The sequence below is a fragment of the Virgibacillus dakarensis genome (assembly GCF_900155625.1).
Taxonomy (GTDB): Bacteria; Bacillota; Bacilli; order Bacillales; family Amphibacillaceae; genus Lentibacillus_C; species Lentibacillus_C populi.
Map to the genome: position 1 here is coordinate 1293036 of NZ_LT732554.1, position 22387 is coordinate 1315422.

Genomic DNA, 22387 nt, shown 5'->3' on the forward strand with positions numbered 1-22387 from the left:
CGATACAAGACATCGCTGCACAATAATACATTTCCAGCTGATAATGAAGTCGTAATAATTCTTGATCACCTTGTCTCAGGTACACACCTCGGAAACAGACAACTTAGGGAGGCGAACGGTGTGCACGATTACATCAAGGAAAGGACTATCAGGATAGGGAAACATGTCGTTGAGACGAGGAAAACCGTCCGAATGATAGCAAAGGAATTTGGTGTGTCCAAAAGTACTGTCCACAAAGATTTAACAGAGCGTCTACCAGAAATAAACCCAGAACTGGCAAACCAAGTAAAAGATATCCTGGAATACCACAAATCCATCCGCCATCTCCGCGGAGGCGAAGCAACCAGAAAAAAATACAAGATCGAACCAGAAAAAGCAACAACCATTGAACCGGTAGGATAAACAGCACGAGAAATTAAAGGAGGTGGTTGGCAGCAGGTAAAACCTAACAGTACATTAGCTTTTTAATTTGCCGAAGACTCCAGCCGATATGTCTGGGGTCTTCCGTGTTTTGTTCCAAAGCAGGCGATAGCAGCCATTTTTTTAACAAAGGTATCAATCCATGAACTACGGGTATCGCGTCATAAGCAATTGCTCAATCCCAAAAATGGGGCATCACCCGGGGAGCAGGAACATCAACTGGGGGGCGAGGAACATCGGCGGTAGAGCGGGAACATTCGCCGGAGAACAGAAACATCGGCGGGAGGGCAGGAATATCCCCCGGAGAGCGAGGAACATCAGCCCAAGAGCCAGAATATCTCAGGAATATCAACCGGATACTGTTACTCAACTGCCAGGGCAAGAATATCGACGCGAGGCAGAGCAGAAACATCAATCCAAATATGTGAACAAGAATTCCAAGGTGAAATACAACTTCAGGTAGAATTAACATTGTGTTTTTAGTTAGTCAAAAATATCGAATACAGATTTATATTTACCCGGGAAATCGGAATTCTGCGGAAAGTCATTTACATTTGGTGAAAGGTATTTTCTAGCGCTATTTTTTCCGATATATTGTAAATTCATAGAGTTTAATATTGTATAGGAGCTTTTTGGTGAATTTATTCGCAGTAACTCCCTGCATTGTTTATTTGTGATTGTATTGTTGTAAAGAAGAAAGTAATCAAGTATATAACGTTCATGTAGTTTATACCCCGGTGTAGTGCATGAAGGGCATGCCCATTTTTTATAAAGGAGGTTCATGGGAATATGTCCACAAGCGGGGCAGGGAATTCCTTTTATAAGATGCTGCTCCTGAACGTTGTATTTACTAATTAAATCTGGGTGTTTTGGGGAATTTTCATTTAATATAATTTCACTAATCATTTTCATCTGGGCTTTGTTTAATACATTTTCGGGATACTTTTTAACCAGTTCATTTAGATGCAAGTACAGACTTTCTGTTCTAATTATTTTTCTATAAATATCCGGATCATTCTGCTTTATTCTTAGAATGGTTGATGGATTACTACTTACCACCAATGTTTCGATTGGCACCGTTAAATTAAATCGCTGCAGCCAGGTGTTTAATTGCATTCTTTGCGACTCGGCTTGAAGTATTGGATCCTTAATTGCAATTACTTTGTCTCCTTTTTTCTGTATTAATTGATGCAGCTCTTGATCATACTCTATTTCTCCAGCCAGGTTTTTGATTTCTAGAATACATATGAAATTTTTAGAAATAATTAGTGTATCAATTTGAAAGTGTTTGTTGAAGATTTTCAAGCGGATGTCATGTAAAATAAAGAAGTTTTTGTGAGGATAAAGGGATAAGTTATAATCTACATCTTTTTCACCATAATAACCAGCGTTAAAACGTTTGTAATCCTCAATAAGTTTATGGTTCCTCCTGTATGTTTCTTTCAAATTTCTAAACAAAGCCTCGTAGCACAAAATAACGTAAGGTTTTTTTCTCTCATTTAAAAACAATAAAAATCTCCTCCTTTTCAATAGTACATTTATTAATTCGACAAAAAGTGAGAAAGTCCTGCAATTAAATTATGAATTTTATGTGAATGTTTTAAAGTAGTTTTGAGAAAACCCACCTGACGATCAATAACATCAGCTGGAGGGCAGGAACATCCCCTGGAGATCATGAACATCAGCGGGAAAGCGAGAACATCCCCCCGGAGAGCAGGGACATCAGCGGTAGAGCAGGAACATCGCCCGGAGCGCGAGAAACATCAGCGAGAGGGCAGGAACATCGGCGGGAGAGCGAAAACATCAACCGGAGAACAGGAACATCAGCAGGAAAGCGAGTAACATCAACCGGAGAACAGGAACATCGCCCGGAGAGCGAGGAACATCAGCGAGAGGGCAGGAACATCGGCGGGAGAGCGAAAACATCGACCGTAGAACAGGAACATCAGCAGGAGAGCGAGTAACATCAACCGGAGAGCAGGAACATCAGCGGGAGAGCGGAAACATCGACCGGAGAACAGAAACATCAACGCGAGAGCAAAAACATCAACTCGAATGCGAGAGCATCAACCCGTACAAGGAACACATTACCCAAGGGAAATGCATTGTCCCTGATCTACGCTGGAAACTGGAGACGGTCTAATGACACACGAAAAAATCCCTAAACTTTTTTCCAATATATGCAGTTAATTGTTGAACTTTGTGGTAAAATATTATATTAGTAGCATTATGTCCTCTGACAGATGCGCGATGAGTAAATGTAGCAAGGAGGATCTTGATTCATGTTTTCTAGGGATATTGGAATTGACCTTGGAACCGCCAATGTATTAATTCACTTAAAGGGAAAAGGAATTGTTTTGAATGAGCCGTCAGTCGTTGCGATGGATCGTACCACAGGCAGAGTGCTTGAGGTTGGCGAGGCAGCGCGGCGAATGGTTGGGCGTACACCAGGAAATATTGAAGCCATCCGTCCATTGAAAGATGGAGTTATAGCGGACTTTGATGTGACAGAAGCAATGTTAAAACATTTTATAAATAAAATTAATGTAAAGGGGTTTTTGTCGAAACCACGGATGTTGATTTGCTGCCCAACGAACATTACGAAAGTGGAGCAAAAGGCAATTAAGGAAGCGGCTGAGAAATCCGGCGGCAAGAAAGTATATTTGGAAGAGGAACCGAAAGTAGCAGCAATTGGAGCAGGGATGGAAATTTTCCAGCCGAGCGGAAATATGGTCGTTGATATTGGCGGCGGTACAACAGATGTAGCCGTATTGTCGATGGGTGATATTGTAACCGCACAGTCGATTAAAATGGCTGGCGACAAATTTGACGGAGAGATTCTTCAATACATAAAGAAAAAGTATAAACTGCTAATTGGGGAACGTACTGCAGAGGATATAAAAATTAACGTTGCAACGGTTTTCAAAAATTCGCGTAAAGAGGAAATGGATATTCGCGGACGTGACATGGTATCCGGCTTGCCGCGCACAATTACCGTCTACTCTCATGAAATTGAGGAGGCACTGAGCGAATCGGTGGCATTAATTACACAAGCGGCCAAATCAGTATTGGAGCACACACCGCCAGAATTATCCGCTGACATTATCGATCGCGGCGTCATTCTTACAGGTGGAGGCGCATTGATTCATGGTATTGATCAACTGCTAGCAGAGGAATTGAAGGTTCCTGTCTTTATGTCAGAAGAACCGATGAATTGTGTTGCCAAGGGAACGGGTATTATGTTGGAGAATATTGATAAAATTGAACGGAGAAAAATTGTTTAATGGTAAACTGGACACATCTAGGTTAAGTCAATCGGACAAGTATCACATCTCGTATGAAACATCACGCTGTAAACAGCAATTATCGAGGTATTCCTGATTGGAAAGGGGACTTTCATACAGAAAATTTCCTGTTGCCTCATTACTTTATCATACACTAATGCCCGATTTTCAATTGTATCAAACGTTGAACAAAAGCGGAAGCGCCCGTTTATCGGCTAGAGTGCTCTCGCCCTGCCAAGCAGGGTGGTTCGGTGTTGCTGCCTGGAGCAGCGGTTTTAACCGAACAAACAACCGCCGGAGATAAAGGAACCATGCCCCTAAAAAAGGGGTAGACGTGAGTTGGGCGCAAAGCCCGTTTTTAGTCGGCGGATCCTTCCTACCCGAACGAGGGGATGTTCGACTAAGAACGCCACGTCCGCATGTCTTCGTCGAACTGACCTACATCCTGTAGGCCCGACTTATCGTACGGAGGCGGGTGTTGCACAATAGGCGCTGGAACTGGACGTGGCTTACTCTGCCGAGAGCAGAATAGAGCCTAAATTTATATACTTCCTTATCTTTAAAAAATTCCTTACATAAAGGGGATCTGAGTATTGTGCTTAGAGGATTTTACACAGCAGCCAGCGGAATGATTGCCCAACAAAGGCGGCAGGAAGCCTTATCCAATAATATTGCCAATGCGAATACTCCTGGCTATAAAGCGGATCAGCCAACATTACGTGCATTCCCAGAATTATTAATACAGCAGATGGGGGCAAAATCGATTCCGACAACGAAGGGACTGAATTTGCCAACCCAAAATCCGCTTGGCAGCCTGAACACAGGGGTTTACGTTCAGGAAACAGTACCGAATTATGCCCAAGGTGATATCAGGGAAACAGGCATTTCAACCGACGTCGCATTAATTAATGGCGAACTGCCGGATGAGACGGGCTCATTATTTTTTACCGTACAAAATGAAGCAGGGGAGCAGCGCTATACAAGAAATGGCAATTTTACAGTTGATGGACAAGGTTTTTTAGTGACGAATCAAGGATATTACGTGTTAGACCAGGCAGGTAATCCGATTCAAACAAATGGAATGGACTTTGATGTTACCGATAATGGCGTGATTCAAATAGGTGGACAGACAGCCCCACTTGGCATTGCATATGCTGCAAACGCCGATGAGCTTGAAAAAGAGGGCAATGGCTTGTTTAATGGTGAGGCTGGTGCAGTCCCCGCCGGTGCCACTTTCAATGTGAAACAAGGATTTTTGGAACGCTCCAATGTGGACGCATTGCAGGCGATGACACAAATGATGCAATCCTACCGTTCGTTTGAAACAAATCAGCGTGTATTAAAAGCATATGATGAAAGTATGAGCAAAGCCGTTAACGAGATCGGCCGGCTCGGTTAGGAGAGGAATTGGATGTCACGAACAATGATCCAAGCTGCAGTGACGATGAATCAGCTGCAGAACAAACTTGATTTAATTGGACATAACTTGGCGAACAGTCAAACAACCGGTTATAAAAGTCGCCAGGCAGATTTTTCATCCCTATTATTTCAGCAGATCGACAACCTGACAGATCCCGCTAATGCAGAAGGCCGGCTTACCCCTGATGGTGTTCGTGTCGGGTCTGGAGCCATATTAGGTCACACGAATATTAAGTTAACACCCGGTGCATTAAAGGAAACCGGACGGGGATTAGACGTTGCCTTATTAAAAGACAATCAGTTTTTCCAAATTCAAGTGACGGAAAATGGTGTTGCCGAAACACGTTACACAAGGGATGGGTCGTTTTACCTAAGTCCTGTTAATAATAATCAGGTAATGCTGACGACCACTGACGGCCAGCCTGTTCTTGGAGAGAATGGCCCGATAACTTTTGCGGATGGATTTGATGAAATTGCAATCCAATCGGACGGACAGATTGTTGTCAAACGGGGAAATCAAACGGAAGCAGTTGGCAGGCTTTCAATTGTGGAATCAGTACGTCCGAGACTTTTGGAAGCCACAGGACAAAACACTTATCGTCTTCCTGATCTGGATGCATTAAACATTCAATACGTCGATGTTATGCAGGCGGTCAATCCAGACGCTGATGTGTTAAAAACTGGTGCCCTCGAACAATCGAACGTTGACATGGAAAAACAGATGAGTGATTTGATCATGGCGCAGCGATCATACCAATTCAATGCACGGACAATTTCGATGAGTGATCAAATGTCGGGTCTTATCAATCAGCTTCGTTAGTGTTTATCACGCATTAACGGGCTGTAATACCTCTCCCTCTATAGTGTAAAGGTGGGGTATTACAGCCCGTTAATTCCTGATTCGTTTGTGGGCCTGCGCGATGCAGGTCACAAAGGCGTTGCAACAGGACGCCTGAGAATGTAGCCTTTGTTCCTTTAGCGCAGTGTGCAAGGAAGGAAACCCCCCACTTCAATCTTTAGAGAAGAATAAGTGGGGTAAACAGCCCCGTTCCACCAACTTTCAAGGGGGATGAAGGAAGGCATCTATACAAGTCCTGTGGAAACCACCTGCAACAGCGCATCCTGTACGTTTCCCCCCACTGAATGAAGTTTGGCGGAACCATCCCTGCCATTTCACCTTATTGACGAATGGCATAAAAATCACTATAGTAGTTTTATGAATGTATAAGATTATTAGATTACCAGATAAAGCTTTCATAGGATTTAATGCTTTCCGAAAGAAGTCTCCCTCTTCAAACGTGAAGGGTGAAGTACACGATAAGGGGGAGATGAATTTCAGTTGGGCGGTAGCTCAAAGGCTTTTTTCTTTTACTCTTTTCTTTATCTTGCTATAATCGGTATTATAAGGATAAGGGATTGATATAAAGATGAATTTGGATAGTAATAATCACTCAGTGTTCTCGATGTACTACCATCTTGTTTTAGTAATAAAACACAGAAGAAAAGTTATAGACAATAGTATTTCTGATTATGCAAAAGAAAAATTTGTATCGTTGGGTGAAAAATACAATATTACCTTGATGGAGTGGAACCACGATATAGATCATATTCACATTTTGTTCAAAGCCCACCCTAATAGTGAGTTATCCAAGTTTATCAATGCTTATAAAAGTGCGAGTTCAAGACTCATCAAAAAGGATTTTCCTCATGTTCGAAAAAAGCTGTGGAAAGAAATGTTTTGGTCAAGAAGCTATTGTTTGTTGACCACTGGTGGTTCTCCAACCGAGGTGATAAAAAAGTATATCCAGAATCAAGGGATGAAATGAGGTGGTTTTGGTATGAAAAAACAAAATAAAGCCTACAAGTTTCGATTGTACCCGACAGAAGAACAAGCTTTGTTCATACGCAAAACATTCGGTTGTGTTCGCTTTGTCTACAACAAAATGTTAGCAGAACGGAAAGAAACCTATGAAACGTTCCAAGATGATAAAGAAGCGTTGAAGCAGATAAAACATCCTACTCCTGCAAAATACAAACATGAATTTGAGGCTAAATGAGGTAGATTCTTTAGCCTTGGCGAATGCACAATTAAATTTAGACAAGGCATATAAAGCTTTTTTCGAAGGTAATGCTAAGTTCCCGAAATTCAAGAGTAAACGGCATAGACAAAGTTATACGACGAATGTTGTGAACGGAAATATTGAGTTGTTAGATGGTCAAATCAAGTTACCTAAATTAAAAATAGTGAAAGTGAAACAACATCGAATCATTCCATCAGACCATACGATTAAGTCTTGTACGATTTCGATGACTTCATCCAGAAAATACTATATCTCCATTCTTACTGAATACGAAAAGGAGATTAGGCATAAGGATATTGAAAACGTTGTTGGTTTGGATTTTGCTATGGATGGGTTGTTTGTGGATAGTGAAATGGGTGAGAAAGCCAATTACCCACGTTTCTATCGGCAAATGCTGGAGAAATTAGGTACTGAACAACGAAAACTCTCTCGTAAAAAGAAAGGTTCTTCAAATTGGAACAAGCAACGTATTCGAGTCGCTAAAATCCAAGAAAAGGTAGCGAATCAGCGCAAAAATTTCCTTCATCATAAATCAAAAGAACTAGTTACCAACTATGATGCCGTCATCATCGAAGATTTGGATATGAAAGGGATGTCGCAGGCACTAAAATTCGGAAAAAGTGTAGCTGACAATGGTTGGGGAATGTTCACCTCTTTCCTGCAGTACAAACTGAAAGAACAAGGAAAGCTACTTATCAAAATAGAAAAATGGTTTCCTTCCACAAAGACTTGTTCAAGTTGTGGTTCGGTTAGAGAAGTAAAGCTATCAGAACGTACTTATCAATGTGCTTGTGGACTACATATCGATAGGGATTATAATTCCGCACTCAATATCAAAAAAGAAGGCATGCGCTTACTAGCGATTGTCTAAAAACATAGATAAACTCTTGGAACGAGAGGGTTAGCTTGGTCAATTTCGTCAGCTAGTAAAAGTGGCGACTACCCAAGAAGCCCCCACTTCAACCAACCCGTAAGAATGGTAAGTGGTGGGTAGTTCACTGCTTTCCGAGAATGGATCATCATGAACGTAAGGAAGTAAGGAGAACCGCGCCATGTCCACTAACCAATCGAAAAAGCCTGTTAATGAGGAACAGCCTAAAAATCGACTTCTAAAAGATATGCTTCGAAAGGGAAAAAGATTGCTGAGGCGGTTGCAAGCTTTGCTGAAACGCCTTTCAGAAAAACTTAAAGTCCTGCTTGCAAAACTACGTGCGTTATTGAAGCAGTTCGTTGAAAAAGTAAAGCCCCTGATACGTAGATTGCAGCATTTATGGAAAAGGTTTATAGCAACACTTAAAGATAAGCTAGAAGAAATCCGGCAAGAGCTTAAGCGTAATCAAGAGAAGCGAAAGCAAGTCAAAGTAGTAAAAAAAGAGCAATCTGATCAGCAGGGTAGTGTTTTAGTCAAGAAGCGGGCAAGGCAAACGGAAAAAGAAACGAAGAAATGGTCAAAACAAAAGCGGGTCGATCCGGCGGCAGAGAAAACCGTCGAGGTGAAAACCCGTAAACAACAGAAGCAACTGCAGAAAAAAGAAAAAAATAAAAGACCTAGACGACGTGTTTTCCCAATCTGGCTGCGGCTTATTGTCATTCTGATTCTTTGTGTGGTAGCTCTTATCGTCGGATTAATGGTTGGTTTCGGTGTGATTGGCGATGGTAACCCAACAGACGCATTGCAAAAAAGTACGTGGCAGCATATTATTGATATCGTTAAGAAGGAAAAATAAACAGCATGGCTGCAGTTAGTGCAGCCATGCTTGTTTTATATCTTGGAAAAACCCCGCTATGATTTGCGGTTGCCTGTGAATAATCGTATGACCAATACAATAATGGCAATAACAAGTAATACATGTATAAGGCCTCCAGCTATTTTAAAAACCAAGCCAAGTATCCACAAGACAAGCAGAATAATGAATATTGTCCACAGCATCAAACTCACTCCTTGTCGTTTAATTTGTCCATCTTTTAACTCCGTATTCTTAAGGGCAATGAATGTCGACATCGTTCACTACCCTTTTTTTCGTCGATTTAACCAATTCTTTTGTTATAATGGGAAAAGTACATAAAGAAAAAGGAGCGAGTTTATCATGGACATGCAGCAAATAAAAGATATTATTCCGCACCGCTACCCATTTTTATTGGTGGACAAAATTACCGAGGTGGAGGAAGGAAAGCGTGTTTCCGGAATCAAGAATGTATCCATTAATGAACCTTTTTTTCAAGGGCATTTTCCTGATTATCCAGTCATGCCGGGTGTACTGATTATCGAGGCACTTGCACAGGTCGGCGCTATCACCATGTTAGGCAAGGAAGATAATAAAGGGAAGATTGGTTTCCTGGCAGGTGTCGACAAATGCCGGTTTAAACGTCAAGTAAAGCCTGGTGATCAATTAAATTTGCAGGTCGAAATTTTGCGTTTGAAAGGTCCGATTGGAAAAGGAAAAGGTGTTGCAACGGTTGACGGCGAAGTCGCCTGTGAAGCAGAGATTATGTTTGCGATAAAGTGAGGTTTCAAAAGTGGGGTGTTTTTGCACCTCACTTAAATTTTATTACGCTAATTACATGCACCTGAATGATAGCGGCTTTTTCGTAGAATTTGGGCGTATTGCTGTCGCTTTTTTCGTTGGTTTTGTGTACTTTACTGCCGATGTTCGTACCCTTTTCGTTGATGTTCGCGTTCCGGCCGATGTTCGTACCCTTTTGGTTGATGTTCGCGTTCCGGCCGATGTTCGTACCCTTTTGGTTGATGTTCGTGTTCCGGCCGATATTCGCACCCTCTGAGATGATATTCGGCTCAGACGATTTACCATTACAACGGACACCGCGTGTACACCCATTCCATCCCCCTATCAATTTTAATTATATTGCGTCATTTTATCCTTTCTTTTGCGCAAAATATGACTATCCGTGAAGATAGCCTCCATCCTTTTACTAAATTCCATCTGATATAATTATTCTGCTTTACTGAAACCTTTAAGTTCAACAATTGGACCAGGAAACTTTGGATTTTCTACAGTGCGAGCTTTCAAGCAAAAAGCATTTGGGCAAGTAGCCTTCTTGTTTGAAGGTAACTTATCAACATAGTACATCACGGTAGATGGAACGCCGGATGCTGGGAAAATAGTACGTCTATAGTGGGGAGCAGGGGAAAAGCTGGAGATAACCTCAAAGGCTTACCTACCGCTAACCATTCCGGAGTAAGGATTTGACTCTCTATTTATGAATAGGGCCATTATCTTAAATAACCGCTTTGATTTAAAGTATGAGCTCGAAAAAAATTTCGATTTCGTTCTATTCTAATGCTGTTTTAATATGGGTAATATAAAAATGTAAGGTGTGGCAATTAATTCAACTATCCCTAAAAAGGGTTTACCACGAAGGCAATAAATTAAAATCTTTATCTTATCTTTACATCATTGTGATATTCTTTCACATAGGTACTAATCTTTAAGACATTGCGAGGGAGAAAATTGCAAAAAACAATATTAATTGTAGAGGATGAAGACATTTTACGTGAAATAGTTAAGGATTATTTATTAAATGCAGAATATGAAGTATTAGAAGCAGCAGATGGAAATGAAGCTTTAGCTATATTTGAAGAACAGGAAGTCCATTTAATTATTCTAGATATTATGTTGCCAGAGTTAGACGGATGGTCTGTTTGCAGACGAATTCGCAAATCATCCGATGTGCCTATTATTATGCTGACAGCTCGTGCGGATGAAGACGATACGTTACTTGGTTTTGAATTAGGTGCTGATGATTATGTTACAAAACCATACAGTCCACCAATTTTGTTGGCAAGAGTAAAACGATTAATGGATAGTCGATATTCTCATGCAGATAAGTTATCTAATCAAGATACTTTAATTAGCAATGGTATCCAAGTCTATTTCCCTTCACGTACAGTGACTGTAGATGGAGAAAGCATAAGTTTGACACACACAGAGTTTGAAATATTAACGTATTTAATGCAAAATCAAGGGATTATTATTACGAGAGAACAACTTATTACTAAAATTTGGGGTTATGAATTCGTTGGTGATGACCGCACAATTAATAGTCATATCCGTAATTTACGTCATAAATTAGCTAATAAAGCAAATAGTATTGTAACTGTTATTCGGGCCGGTTACAAATTTGAGGCCAAAGCATGAAAAGAGGAATTGTAACAAAATTATTTATGCTAACGGCATTATTATGTATGTTCATTTTGGCAACTATTTTCATTGGACAAACCATATTTTTTAAGCAATATTATGCAAACCAAAAGATAAATGATATTAAAGCGAGTATTCAATCTTTTGAGAAAGACTACTTAAAGACTGGAGAAGATGTATCAGCAATTCAAAGGCTAGAGCAGGATTTCTACCAAGAAAATTCAACATGGATTACAACATTGGACAGTGTAGGAAATATTAAATACGCAAATGATTTTTCTGTAAAAATTCAATTAGATCCTTCTCGAGATAAGGATTTCTCTAATCGTATAATGAACATCCCATTGTATAGCCTCATTGGTCTTGAAGATATGCAAAGGGTAAGGTTTCAATTAGAACAGGGAAATCGTATTTATATTGATGGGATAAAAAAGGATAATACAATCATTCCTGCTATTTTAACGGTAAAAAATAAGAATGTTGTATTAGAGAATATGCAACTATCGGAAAAGTTATATGGCAAAAGGGATGCGACAGAACCTTCTCCAAAAGATAGCTCACAGATCTTTTTTAAAGGAGAGATTAAGAAATTACAATTACCGTCGGGTGCCGTACGTTCAAACATTTATACAAATCGTGTGTTTATAGAAAGAATAAAACGATTTCAAGTAAACCTATTATTAAATGAAAATTATAATAGTAATGCCAAAACAATGGACTATGAGGAAAATAATATTAGTTACAAAATAATAATTAGACCCATAAAAGATACGACTGGTGAAACAACTTATATTTTTGCTATGACATCCTTACAACCAGTTGATGAAGCCGTACAAATGTTAAAAGATTATTATGTATACTTAATTATATTTGTACTAATTCTTATTGTTTTGGCATCATTTTATTATTCAAAAAAGATCGCTAAACCATTGTTACAAATAAATGACACGACAAATAAGATTGCAAACTTGGATTTTTCGGAAAAAATACCCATTACATCAAAAGATGAAATTGGTACATTATCACACAATATTAATACACTCTCTGCCACTTTGAATTCATATATTAATCAATTGCAGCAGGATATAGAGAAAGAAAAACAATTAGAAAATACACGTAAAGAATTTATTTCCGGTGTTTCACATGAACTAAAGACGCCTTTAAGTATAATGAAGAGTTGCATCTCCATTTTGGAAGATGGAGTTGCAAGTAATAAAAAAGATTATTATTTTAAGGCAATGGCAAACGAAGTAGATAAAATGAATATGCTCATTGTTGATATGCTTGAATTAGCAAAATTTGAATCTGGTACGTTTAAAATGAAAATGGATGTTTTCTATATCGATCAGATCATTGAGTATATATGTGAACAATTAACATTAGATATAAGAAACAAGCAATTACATGTTCATAGACACCTTTCTAAGATTAAGGTAGTTGCAAATCAACATCGGATTGAACAAGTGATTACGAACTTTATCACCAATGCGATTCGTTATACACCAGAAAATAAAAGTATTATGATTTCCACAAAAGAAGAAAATGAGCGTGTAAAAGTATGTGTAGAAAATAACGGGGCCCATATTCCCGAGGAACATTTAGAGAAAATATGGGATCGTTTTTATCGTGGAGACACATCTCGCAGGCGTTCGAAAGGTGGAACAGGATTAGGGCTTGCTATTTCAAAAAATATTTTAGAGCTGCATGAGTCGCAGTATGGTGTATCGAATACCGAAGACGGTGTGCTGTTTTTCTTCTATTTAAACAAAGAAGGGTAGATATATTATTAAGAAAACTTTTACATTCTGCATACTTAAGGGATAATGAGGTTTAATTTTATTTAAGCTGTCCGTTCAATGGGCCTTTAATGAAGGTATTGAACGGATGGCTTTTTTTGTATGAACGTGATCATAGACCGTATTAATTTTAACCGCAACATCATTTATAAATCTTTAAATGATTTCTATATTATCTTTATCTCATCTTTATCTCTTTCTATTAATATTTAAACAGTTGAAACGTGCTTAGAACCAGGAGGGATAGATTATCAACAGCTTTACAGCAGAAAACTAGGAGAATCATCCGTCAAAAAGCAAAAATCAGTAACTACTAAATGCAATGACTTTTGTCAACGTCAGTACGTTAATAGTACTCCTAAACCATAGAAAATATAGAAAGAAGGTAGAAGCATGAAAAAAATACTATTTATTCCATTACTATTACTTTTAATTGTAATAATATCAGTTTTCATAAGCAACTCGGTCAACAATAAAACGAACGCTAATCATAATAATATCATTAACAATAATGATGATCATAATGATGATAAAGACACAGTTCTTAAAGTTGTCATTGATCCAGGACATGGCGGTAAAGATAAAGGGGCGACAGGCGCCAGCGGTAAGTATGAAAAGGATTTTACGCTAAGTTTATCGAAAAAGGTGGAAGAACTGTTGGAGCAGGAATCTGGAATACAGGTTTTTATGACCAGAACGGATGATAGCTTTATTTCACAAGAAAGCCGATACAGACCAAAATATGCTAATAAACTAGATGCAGATTTATTTATATCTATTCACGGTAACACCTTTTCCGATCCCGATGTTTCAGGCACCGAAACGTATTATTATCACAAGAATTCCCGCCTATTTGCTAAGTTCTTACAGAAACATGTGGTTGAAGCAACCGGGTTCAGGGATAGAGGAACAACGAAAAAAGATTTATTTGTTGTAAGAGATACGAAAATGCCAGCGGCTTTGATCGAAGTAGGTTATCTAACGAATCCCCAGGAAGAGTCCAAAATGTTGACGGACGATATTCAATCACGTGTTGCTAATTCAATTGTTGAAGGGATTAAAGAATACAAGGAGAGATCGGAAAAACAAGGGATCTTAGAATGGATCTTTTAAAAATCAATACAGAACGTGGGTATGTTTTTTCTTTCATCTTCATAAAAGGTAAAATTACCATCACAGTAAGCCATCCAATTTTATGACTTTATATGTCATATATATGGATGGCTTCTTATCATTTTATTTAATCTTTAACGTAAATCCATTTGTCCTTCATCTCTTCTTTACCTCATTTTATTAATCTATCAACAAGGATGAAAACGATATAGAATAGAGGTTTTTAAATGAAAAAGCTTAAACTATTTATTTTTCTTGCCTGTTTGGTTATTTTTTATGGATGTCAAAGTGATTTGGACCATGATCAGAAGGAATCAAAGGCGAAGAAATCCATTGTAACAAGTCAACATACAGAGTCGGAACTTAATAATAAAAAGTCCATGAAGCAAAAAACGGAATCTGAGAAGTCTGAGGCGGATAAAGAGAATATAGAAAAAACTGTTTACCTGACCTTTGATGACGGTCCTACTTCAGCAACAACAGATATTCTAGATACTTTACACCAATTTGATGCTGAAGCAACATTTTTCATGCTGGAACCTTCTATGAAGGAATTACCAGAAGCTGTAGACAAAATTGTAGAGGAAGGTCATGCTGCGGGTTTACATGGTGTGACCCATGACATATACCACTTTTATAAATCCGAACAATCTGCTCTTGAAGAAATGACTACTGCTCAGGAGACACTTAAACAAATTGCAGATGTCCAGTCCAATCTGATTCGGACACCTTATGGAAGTGTTCCTTATTTAACTGAATCATATCGAGAGGTTTTAGATAGCAATGGGTTTAAAGTGTGGGATTGGAATATTGACAGTGATGATTGGTCATTATCCGGTGACCAGTATGTAGATACGGTTATTGGACAAATAGAAGAGCTGGTTAATGCCGGGGAGGCACCAATTATTCTTATGCATGATAAACAAAATACAGCTGACCATTTGTCTAAGCTATTAACCTATCTAGCAGAACATGGATTTCAAACAAAAAAAATTGAAGAAAATACACAACCATATAACTTCAACTGTTATCAACGGTGTCATCGACTTTCTACAAAGGAGTAGCATAAACAAGCATTAAGGAAGGCGCAAAAGCTAAACGGACCATTGCGCCTTTGTTATGTTCACGCAAAACGAAAGCAATTTAAATAATAAATTGATACCATCCCCCCTGTAAATAGGAAAACTTATATCCCATTCTATGCCTCTGATTGTAAACTTTTTTCAAACAACAATAATATTAATTAGCAAATCATCTGAAAAAATAGTACAATAGTCATGAGAATGGGAGGATTGACTGATGGGCGTTGTTGTAAATTCACCTATTTATGTGATAACACCACAAACGAAAGCAATTTTACAAAAGAATTCTGCCTATTATCGTTCGCGAGTTTTGGAAATAGGACGGGAAAGGTCTTCTATTTACAGGCCGGAACACATCTTAAATCATAACTGTACCATTAATGGCGCAACTTTATCAGGGAGAAGAGCTGCAGTAAAACATATTTTAAAGGCCTGCAGCAAATTACCGATCCCGGTTATCCCCTGCAAAGATGTGTACATGCTGCCGACAGCCTCGATCAAAAGCAGAGATTGTGTATGGCTCTCCTATTATCACGTTCATTATTATGAACAACGGGATAACAAAACATATGTCGCCTTTCGTGATGGTTCAGGTCTCTATGTTAACGCCTCAGAAAATGCAGTGGATATGCAATTCAAGAAAGCCAGTCAGGTAATTGCCCAGATGAAACGCCCTACCTTTCAAAATGTAATAGGTTGAGTAACAACGCCTGACCTGGGCAACTATGGCCAGCTTTTTCACAATAAGTGTGGCTAATTAACCATTACCCCGGGTCGATTTCGTACGTTTCCTGCCCAAAACCTGATTTGTCCACCAGTTATTATTGAGAAGCCTTCTATACTTGCTTCATTTACTCCGACCCATGTATGATGGAAAAAAGAAAAGCAGTATTCACACCTATATGACTGACCGATCAGTCAAAACGCATGGAGAGGGGAATAGTAATGAATAATCCATATGAACAGGTTCGAGAATTTCATCAGGCATTTCGTCATCCAATAAATGATAAGCCAACAGCAATGGACAAGGAAACAGCGTTAAAACGTGCGGCTTGGACAACGGAAGAGGTTGTTGAATTTTTATACGCAACTGTTTCTGGCAACAAGGATGAGTTTCATCATTTAGTTGATCAATTACATGAATCCATCGAAAAAACAAGGGAAAAAATTATCCGAAAAAACGAAGAAATCACGGATGTTGTTGTCGCACAGGCAGACGCATTAACGGATATCAGTTATTTCAACTATGGATCCTTTACCATAATGGGTGTGGAACCGCAGCCGTTATTTGATATTGTTCAACAAGCAAACATGGGGAAATTATGGGATGACGGCAAAGCACGATACAGGGAAGAAGACGGTAAAATTATTAAACCGCCAATGTGGGAAAAGAATTTTGCACCAGAACCCAAAATAAAAGCAGAAATTGATCGTCAATCCAAATTGTAGACTGAAACCTTTCAGAATGTAATACGTATAAAGAACCGGGTGTTAAGATGAATGAGAAGTTAATGCTGATCGAGAAAAGCATGAATTTGCTTGCCCGGAAAGGATACCATACCACATCCATTCAGGAAATCGCCACTGCTGCCGTTGTATCAAAAGGAGCATTTTACCTGTATTTTTAATCGAAAGAAGATTTTATCAGGACAGCATTCCGTTATTACTATAAGCAAATTTCAGAAAAAGTGGGAAAACCTCAATTGCAAAAGCAGCAGCTCCATGAAGCGCTTGATGTTATTTTGAATGAAATAGGAGAAGCTACACCACAGCTAATACTCATTCAAGGGATGCTGGCACATTTTCAAAATAGTACCGATTTTAAAACAGAGTGTCACGAGGTTGCCCGGCTTTTAGAGATAGAACTGCTGTGACAGAAATTAAAAACAGAGGAGATACATAGATGAAACGAACACTTTTAGCGGCACTGGCAGTCGTAGTAATCGGACTGCTTACGGCATGCAATCAAGATGATAAGGAAAACAAGGAAGCGAAGGAGACCGTCACCCCTGTCGAAACGGCGAAAGTGGAACAGGGCGATTTTGTTATCGAAAAATCGATCTATGGCCGTACAGCACCAGCCTCTTCAACTCCAATTATGGTACCTAATCCAGGGGAAATCACCGCACTTGAAGTAGAGAACGGGGATACGGTTGACAAGGGTGATTTAATTGCGACCATTTCTGGCGGCCAAAATATTTATGCCGCAAAAGCCGGCGAAATTGCCAATTTAACTGCTGAAGAGGGTTCGCTTGTATCCAACGAGGATCCAATAGCGGTAATTGCCGATTTTGATACGTTAAAAATCCAATTAACCGTCACGTCAGACGAATTGAATTTGTTTGAAAAAGAAGCGAAACACAATGCTACAATCGATGGGAATGAAGGGAAGGCAGAAATCACGTCCATTGCAAAATTGCCGAATGATACTGGGCTATATCCGGTTGAAGCGACGATTGATAACGAAAACGAGGAGATGTTACCAGGAGAAGTAGCGACACTTTACGTACCCGAGAAAAAGGTCAAGGATACACTGATTGTACCAACCGCAGCAATTGTGGAAGAGGGCGGGGAATCGTTTGTCTATGTTGTAAAAGACGGTAAGGTGGTAAAAACAGATGTGAAAGTAAAAGAAGGACAATCAGACAAGACGGCAATTGAAGGTGAACTCAAAAAAGGTGCTGAAGTCGTAACTAGTGGACAGTTGACACTTGAGGACGGCAGCAAGGTCAATGTTGTGAAAGCGGGGAATCAGTCGTGAAGCTAGTAAACACCTCTGTCAAACGACCTGTTGGCGTGATCATGATCGTCCTGGCGATTTTGGCGCTGGGATTTGTATCAATGCGAAATCTGGTCATCGATCTATTCCCAAAAATTGATCTGCCGATTGCGGTTGTTGCGACAACCTATCAAGATGCAGCACCGCAGGAAGTAGAAAACTTAATCAGCCGGCCGATTGAATCCTCCGTCAGCTCGGTGGAAGGAATTGAAACCGTTCAGTCCCAGTCCCAATCCGGTTCATCACTCGTCATGATGATGTTCAAGAATGGCACTGATCTTGACCAGGCATTACTCGATGTCCGGGAAAAAATTGATCAAACAAAGGGACTATTGCCAGAAGATGCTGGTGACCCAAGCGTTCTGCGGTTTAGCCCGGATCAAATGCCAGTTATGTGGGTTGGGTTAACCGGAAAAGATCCGGCAGCCTTAACAAAAATTGCCGAAGATCAGCTTGTCCCGTTTTTCGAACGACAAGGTGGTGTCGCATCGGTAACCGTTGAAGGTGGGAAGGAACGGGAAATACAGCTGGTTTTAGATCAGGCAAAATTACAGCAATATGGCGTTACACCACAAGGCTTGACCCAGGCATTAAACAGCTCGAATAAATCCCTATCAGCCGGGTCAGTGGAAAAAGGAAAGCAGGACCTGCAAATTCGTGTTACTGGGGAATTTGACTCCATTGCTGATATTAAACAAACGATTGTTCAAACTGAAAATGGTGCTACGATTCATGTAGAAGATGTTGCCAAGGTGAAAGATACGTATAAAGCACCGCAGACTACAACACTCGTAAACGGTGAACCCTCTGTTGTACTTTCGATCATGAAAAAGACAGACGGTAATACGGTTCAGGTATCAGATAATATTAAAGCAGGTATGGATGAAATAAAAGATAGTTTGCCGGCAGATGTGAATTTGGATGTTATCATTGATACATCTGAATTTATTACACTTTCGATCAACTCCGTGGTGCAAAACATTCTGCTTGGCGGGATCATTTCCATTGTTATTTTGCTGTTATTTTTGAAAAGCATCCGTGCAACCCTGGTTATCGGGCTTTCCATTCCAATTGCGATCATTTCCACGTTTACCTTAATGTATTTTACCGGGGAAACGTTGAACGTCTTAACACTTGGTGGATTAGCGCTCGGAATTGGGATGATGGTCGACAGCTCAATTGTCATTCTGGAAAATATCTATTCCTACCGACAGCGCGGTTACAGTTTATTTGAAGCGGCCACAAAGGGTGCATCGGAGCTTGCCCCGGCCGTTATTGCCTCGACAACAACGACACTCGTCGTATTTTTGCCGATTGTCTTTGTAGAAGGGATTGCGTCCGATTTATTTACGCCGCTTGCCCTGGCCGTTTCCTTTTCCTTGATCGCGTCGCTCGTTGTCGCGGTAACATTAGTGCCAATGCTGTCATCAAAACTGCTTTCGAAGGCGATGGAGGATCATGGCCGACGATACTGGTTCGACCGTTTTATGAATCGTGTGAATAACGGTTACCGGAATGTTCTAAAATGGGTATTGAAACATCGTAAAACAACCGTCTTCGGAACGCTTGCGGCGATAATCGCAAGTTTAGCACTTGTTCCATTTATTGGTGCTGAATTTATCCCGGCCTCCGATCAAGGGCAAGTGCAAATACAAGTCGAAGCCCCGGCGGGAAGCTCACTAAAGCATACAGAGGAGATTGTCGAGCAAGTAAACGGGAAATTGGATGCGTATGAAGAACTAATGGAAACGAGCTATGTAAGTGTCGGCGGTAGTGGCTTCGGTGTTGGGGCTGCAAGTGGTGATACAGCGACTTACACGATACAGCTTATCCCATCATCAGACAGGGAGAAAACAACAGATGATATTGTTCAGGAAATCAATAACGAGATAAAAGATATCCCTGGTGCTGAAATTACCGTTAGCTCGATGGAAAGCGGAATGAGCATGGGCGATCCGGTACAAATTCAATTGAGCGGGCCAGAACATGAAGTATTACGGGAACTAAGCGATCAGGTTGTTGCAAGTATTTCTGACATTAACGGCGTTTATAATCCGGAATCGTCCGCTGCTGAAGGTGTACCACAGCAGACGATCACGATCAACGAAGATAAGGCGGCTATGTACGGGTTAACACAGGAGCAAATTACCGGTCAAATTCAATTGCAGTTTACGGGCCAAGCCGCAACAAAATACCGCGAAGCCGGGCATGAGATGGATGTAACGATGATATATCCAGAAGATGAGCGCAGTCAAATCAGTGATTTGCAAAATATGAAAATAACGTCGCCATCCGGTGCCGCCGTCCCACTGGAGGATGTTGCGGAATTCAAGGAAATGCAAGGTCCCGTTACACTACAACGGGAAAATCAACAGCCACAATTAAATGTGACAAGTGATGTTGTTGACCGCGATCTTGCAGGTGTTGTCAGTGATATCGAAGCAACATTGGACGAGATGAATTTTCCAGAGGGTTACAGCTACAAAATCGGTGGTCAAGCAGAGGATATGGCCGATTCATTTTCGGACTTGGCAATGGCGTTGATCTTCTCGATATTCCTGGTTTACGCCGTAATGGCAGTGCAGTTTGAGAACTTCCTTTTCCCGTTCATTATTATGTTCTCCATGCCAGCAACGGTCATCGGTGTTATGCTTGGTTTATTCGTAACTGGATTACCATTGAGTATCCCAGCCTTTATCGGAGTTATCATGCTGGCCGGAATCGTCGTCAACAACTCCATTGTTTTAGTTGACTATATAAATATTCTCCGGCGCAAAGGGATCGACCGCTGCGAAGCAATTTTACAAGCTGGTCCAAGCCGCTTGCGCCCAATCCTGATGACAACCTTGACAACGATCCTGGGAATGGTGCCACTCGCACTCGCATTAGGGGAAGGCGCCGAAACACAACAGCCATTAGCAATTACGATCATATTTGGCCTGGGTGTTTCCAGTATCTTCACCCTGTTACTGATTCCAGTTGTGTATACGTTGTTTGATGATTTGACAGGGAAGATTACGAGGCGGAAGAAGAAAAAAGCATAGAGTTTTGTTGTAAGGGATCCCTGTTTAAGCGGGGATCCCTTTAGTTTTGCGACCTGTTTATGTTCAGTGGGCAAGTTGTGTACACGAACGTGAAGGCCGCTGATCGAAAGGAGAAAATCGCCGATCGAAGCCGAGAAATCGCCGATCGGAAGAAGAAAGCCGCCGATCCAAGTCGAGAATCCGCTGATCGAAGTCGGAAAACCGCCGATCGAAAGGGGAAAGTCGCCGATCAGAACCAGAACTTCAGCGATCCAAACTCGTTTCGCTAATGTTCAAAGAGCAAAAGCAAATGTTTGTAATTTACTCCATAATCCACCATTCCGGCATCTTCCTTTTACACATTCATTTATGTCCGTTTTTAAACAATTATGAATTATGGTTGTAAACAAGTAAAGCTATGGTACGATTTATATATCAGGAAATAAGGGGATGTATAACGTGGATAGGTTGGATAACTTTGAATTTTTATCCTACTTCAATGAGGATGAGCTGAAAAAGCTAAAAAAAATGTTGCATAGAAGTACGTTTAAAAAAAATCAGCAATTGTTTGCAGAAGGAGACCCAAGGGAACGAATATTTTTGTTGAAAGATGGTTATATAAAATTGGAGAAAACGAACCTTGATGCAACGATGCTTTATATTAATTATGTTAAGTCGAATGAGCTTTTTCCATATGTCGGTTTGTTTACAGAGGAATTTTATCGTTATTCCGCATATGCCCTAACAGATGTTTCGGTCTACTATATTCCAGTTCAACAATTTGAATCACTGATTCGTTCGAACAATGAGCAGTTATTTTTAATAATAAAAAAGTTGGATCGGCTTACAAAACGGCACCAGGATCGACTGCAGACGATTTCCACCCCATATGCAACAGATCGGGTAATTCAGGCGCTTAACTATTTGGTTCAGAACTTTTCCTCCAAAAAAGGAGAAGATTTTGTTGTTGATGTGCCCATGACGATGACCGAGATTGCCAAATTATCCGGGGCCAGCCGCGAAACAGTTTCCCATGTTTTTAAAAGACTAAAATGTGATGGAATTTTGTCTATGACGAGGAGACAAATTATCATCCGTAATATCAATTATTTTAATGAAAAAAATGCATAAAACCTCATAAAAACCGGACATTTCATTGTCGGGTTTTTTTATTTTGCAAAATGAATGCCCCCAGTCCTAAAGATTTTTTTGCCAAATCCTTCACAAGTA

Annotated in this window: 23 protein-coding genes and 1 pseudogene; 21 read left to right on the forward strand and 3 right to left on the reverse strand. The window is 40.1% G+C overall.

The window, feature by feature from the left end:
• Positions 1-120: 120 nt before the first annotated feature.
• Positions 121-402: a sporulation transcriptional regulator SpoIIID gene (gene spoIIID, locus CZ382_RS16045; protein ID WP_088052232.1), complete on the forward strand. Its 282-nt coding sequence runs from the start codon at positions 121-123 to the stop codon at positions 400-402.
• A 501-nt stretch (positions 403-903) separates the two neighbouring features.
• On the opposite strand, the gene CZ382_RS16055 is transcribed toward spoIIID, so the two are convergent.
• Positions 904-1929 (reverse strand): nuclease-related domain-containing protein, encoded by a 1026-nt coding sequence (locus CZ382_RS16055; RefSeq protein WP_088052234.1) that lies wholly within the window; start codon positions 1927-1929, stop codon positions 904-906.
• A gap of 165 nt (positions 1930-2094) precedes the next feature.
• Here CZ382_RS16055 and CZ382_RS23795 point away from each other — a divergent pair, with 165 nt between their 5' ends.
• From CZ382_RS23795 to CZ382_RS24665, 7 genes and pseudogenes are all read left to right on the forward strand, one after another.
• On the forward strand, positions 2095-2262 hold the full coding sequence (locus CZ382_RS23795) for a hypothetical protein (protein ID WP_159457813.1): 168 nt from the start codon (positions 2095-2097) through the stop codon (positions 2260-2262).
• Between the two features lie 440 nt (positions 2263-2702).
• Positions 2703-3704 (forward strand): rod shape-determining protein, encoded by a 1002-nt coding sequence (gene mreB, locus CZ382_RS16060; protein ID WP_088052235.1) that lies wholly within the window; start codon positions 2703-2705, stop codon positions 3702-3704.
• 595 nt (positions 3705-4299) lie between these two features.
• Positions 4300-5103, forward strand: a complete 804-nt coding sequence (locus tag CZ382_RS16065; protein ID WP_088052236.1) for a flagellar hook-basal body protein — start codon at positions 4300-4302, stop codon at positions 5101-5103.
• A gap of 12 nt (positions 5104-5115) precedes the next feature.
• Entirely contained in the window at positions 5116-5943 is an 828-nt protein-coding gene (locus CZ382_RS16070) for a flagellar hook-basal body protein (RefSeq protein WP_088052237.1), read from the forward strand.
• Between the two features lie 607 nt (positions 5944-6550).
• A complete protein-coding gene (gene tnpA / locus CZ382_RS16075; RefSeq protein ID WP_088052238.1) occupies positions 6551-6949 on the forward strand; it encodes an IS200/IS605 family transposase in 399 nt (132 codons plus the stop codon).
• 12 nt (positions 6950-6961) lie between these two features.
• Positions 6962-8075 (forward strand): annotated as a pseudogene (locus CZ382_RS16080) (RNA-guided endonuclease TnpB family protein).
• 181 nt (positions 8076-8256) lie between these two features.
• Entirely contained in the window at positions 8257-8931 is a 675-nt protein-coding gene (locus CZ382_RS24665; RefSeq protein ID WP_327365653.1) for a DNA-directed RNA polymerase subunit beta, read from the forward strand.
• On the opposite strand, the gene CZ382_RS23970 is transcribed toward CZ382_RS24665, so the two are convergent.
• Together CZ382_RS23970 and CZ382_RS16090 are read right to left on the reverse strand one after the other, a co-directional pair.
• The gene (locus CZ382_RS23970) at positions 8915-9055 is read right to left on the reverse strand and encodes a hypothetical protein (RefSeq protein ID WP_200809572.1); all 141 of its coding nucleotides are present in this window, start codon (positions 9053-9055) and stop codon (positions 8915-8917) included. The two genes, CZ382_RS24665 and CZ382_RS23970, sit on opposite strands and share 17 nt — an antisense overlap.
• A complete protein-coding gene (locus tag CZ382_RS16090; protein ID WP_088052239.1) occupies positions 8988-9206 on the reverse strand; it encodes a lmo0937 family membrane protein in 219 nt (72 codons plus the stop codon). The genes CZ382_RS23970 and CZ382_RS16090 overlap by 68 nt, the downstream gene beginning before the upstream one ends.
• Before the next feature lie 82 nt (positions 9207-9288).
• On the opposite strand from CZ382_RS16090, the gene fabZ reads away from it, so the two are divergent.
• The 13 genes from fabZ to CZ382_RS16155 all read left to right on the forward strand — a co-directional run bounded on the left by fabZ (position 9289) and on the right by CZ382_RS16155 (position 22288).
• On the forward strand, positions 9289-9711 hold the full coding sequence (gene fabZ / locus CZ382_RS16095) for a 3-hydroxyacyl-ACP dehydratase FabZ (RefSeq protein ID WP_088052240.1): 423 nt from the start codon (positions 9289-9291) through the stop codon (positions 9709-9711).
• 10 nt (positions 9712-9721) lie between these two features.
• The gene (locus tag CZ382_RS16100) at positions 9722-9985 is read left to right on the forward strand and encodes a hypothetical protein (RefSeq protein ID WP_088052241.1); all 264 of its coding nucleotides are present in this window, start codon (positions 9722-9724) and stop codon (positions 9983-9985) included.
• A 689-nt stretch (positions 9986-10674) separates the two neighbouring features.
• Positions 10675-11361, forward strand: coding sequence for a response regulator transcription factor (locus CZ382_RS16105; RefSeq protein ID WP_088052242.1), 687 nt, complete (start codon positions 10675-10677; stop codon positions 11359-11361).
• Complete coding sequence (locus tag CZ382_RS16110; protein ID WP_088052243.1) at positions 11358-13142, forward strand: sensor histidine kinase; 1785 nt, start codon at positions 11358-11360, stop codon at positions 13140-13142. Before CZ382_RS16105 ends, CZ382_RS16110 begins: the two co-directional genes overlap by 4 nt.
• A gap of 411 nt (positions 13143-13553) precedes the next feature.
• Positions 13554-14273, forward strand: a complete 720-nt coding sequence (locus tag CZ382_RS16115; RefSeq protein WP_088052244.1) for an N-acetylmuramoyl-L-alanine amidase family protein — start codon at positions 13554-13556, stop codon at positions 14271-14273.
• 227 nt (positions 14274-14500) lie between these two features.
• Entirely contained in the window at positions 14501-15337 is an 837-nt protein-coding gene (locus tag CZ382_RS16120; RefSeq protein ID WP_088052245.1) for a polysaccharide deacetylase family protein, read from the forward strand.
• Positions 15338-15572: 235 nt separating this feature from the next.
• Positions 15573-16055 (forward strand): competence protein ComK, encoded by a 483-nt coding sequence (locus CZ382_RS16125; protein ID WP_088052246.1) that lies wholly within the window; start codon positions 15573-15575, stop codon positions 16053-16055.
• Between the two features lie 245 nt (positions 16056-16300).
• Positions 16301-16804, forward strand: a complete 504-nt coding sequence (locus CZ382_RS16130; protein ID WP_188725491.1) for a pyrophosphohydrolase domain-containing protein — start codon at positions 16301-16303, stop codon at positions 16802-16804.
• A gap of 47 nt (positions 16805-16851) precedes the next feature.
• The gene (locus tag CZ382_RS16135) at positions 16852-16983 is read left to right on the forward strand and encodes a TetR/AcrR family transcriptional regulator (RefSeq protein WP_088052247.1); all 132 of its coding nucleotides are present in this window, start codon (positions 16852-16854) and stop codon (positions 16981-16983) included.
• Between the two features lie 75 nt (positions 16984-17058).
• On the forward strand, positions 17059-17229 hold the full coding sequence (locus tag CZ382_RS23800; protein ID WP_155555358.1) for a hypothetical protein: 171 nt from the start codon (positions 17059-17061) through the stop codon (positions 17227-17229).
• Positions 17230-17258: 29 nt separating this feature from the next.
• Positions 17259-18116 carry an efflux RND transporter periplasmic adaptor subunit gene (locus CZ382_RS16140; RefSeq protein ID WP_088052248.1) on the forward strand — a complete coding sequence of 286 codons (858 nt, stop codon included), beginning with the start codon at positions 17259-17261 and terminating at the stop codon, positions 18114-18116.
• Complete coding sequence (locus CZ382_RS16145) at positions 18113-21178, forward strand: efflux RND transporter permease subunit (RefSeq protein WP_088052249.1); 3066 nt, start codon at positions 18113-18115, stop codon at positions 21176-21178. The genes CZ382_RS16140 and CZ382_RS16145 overlap by 4 nt, the downstream gene beginning before the upstream one ends.
• 438 nt (positions 21179-21616) lie before the next feature.
• On the forward strand, positions 21617-22288 hold the full coding sequence (locus CZ382_RS16155) for a Crp/Fnr family transcriptional regulator (protein ID WP_235000451.1): 672 nt from the start codon (positions 21617-21619) through the stop codon (positions 22286-22288).
• Positions 22289-22387: the final 99 nt, after the last annotated feature.

Excerpts from the sequence above, each read along its gene's own strand:
- CZ382_RS23795 (WP_159457813.1), top strand. The coding sequence starts at position 2,095 with ATGAACATCAGCGGGAAAGCGAGAACATCCCCCCGGAGAGCAGGGACA.
- mreB (WP_088052235.1), top strand. The coding sequence starts at position 2,703 with ATGTTTTCTAGGGATATTGGAATTGACCTTGGAACCGCCAATGTATTA.
- CZ382_RS16070 (WP_088052237.1), top strand. The coding sequence starts at position 5,116 with ATGTCACGAACAATGATCCAAGCTGCAGTGACGATGAATCAGCTGCAG.
- tnpA (WP_088052238.1), top strand. The coding sequence starts at position 6,551 with ATGAATTTGGATAGTAATAATCACTCAGTGTTCTCGATGTACTACCAT.
- CZ382_RS24665 (WP_327365653.1), top strand. The coding sequence starts at position 8,257 with ATGTCCACTAACCAATCGAAAAAGCCTGTTAATGAGGAACAGCCTAAA.
- CZ382_RS23970 (WP_200809572.1), bottom strand. The coding sequence starts at position 9,055 with ATGTATTACTTGTTATTGCCATTATTGTATTGGTCATACGATTATTCA.
- CZ382_RS16090 (WP_088052239.1), bottom strand. The coding sequence starts at position 9,206 with ATGTCGACATTCATTGCCCTTAAGAATACGGAGTTAAAAGATGGACAA.
- CZ382_RS16110 (WP_088052243.1), top strand. The coding sequence starts at position 11,358 with ATGAAAAGAGGAATTGTAACAAAATTATTTATGCTAACGGCATTATTA.
- CZ382_RS16115 (WP_088052244.1), top strand. The coding sequence starts at position 13,554 with ATGAAAAAAATACTATTTATTCCATTACTATTACTTTTAATTGTAATA.
- CZ382_RS16120 (WP_088052245.1), top strand. The coding sequence starts at position 14,501 with ATGAAAAAGCTTAAACTATTTATTTTTCTTGCCTGTTTGGTTATTTTT.
- CZ382_RS16125 (WP_088052246.1), top strand. The coding sequence starts at position 15,573 with ATGGGCGTTGTTGTAAATTCACCTATTTATGTGATAACACCACAAACG.
- CZ382_RS16130 (WP_188725491.1), top strand. The coding sequence starts at position 16,301 with ATGAATAATCCATATGAACAGGTTCGAGAATTTCATCAGGCATTTCGT.
- CZ382_RS16135 (WP_088052247.1), top strand. The coding sequence starts at position 16,852 with ATGAATGAGAAGTTAATGCTGATCGAGAAAAGCATGAATTTGCTTGCC.
- CZ382_RS16140 (WP_088052248.1), top strand. The coding sequence starts at position 17,259 with ATGAAACGAACACTTTTAGCGGCACTGGCAGTCGTAGTAATCGGACTG.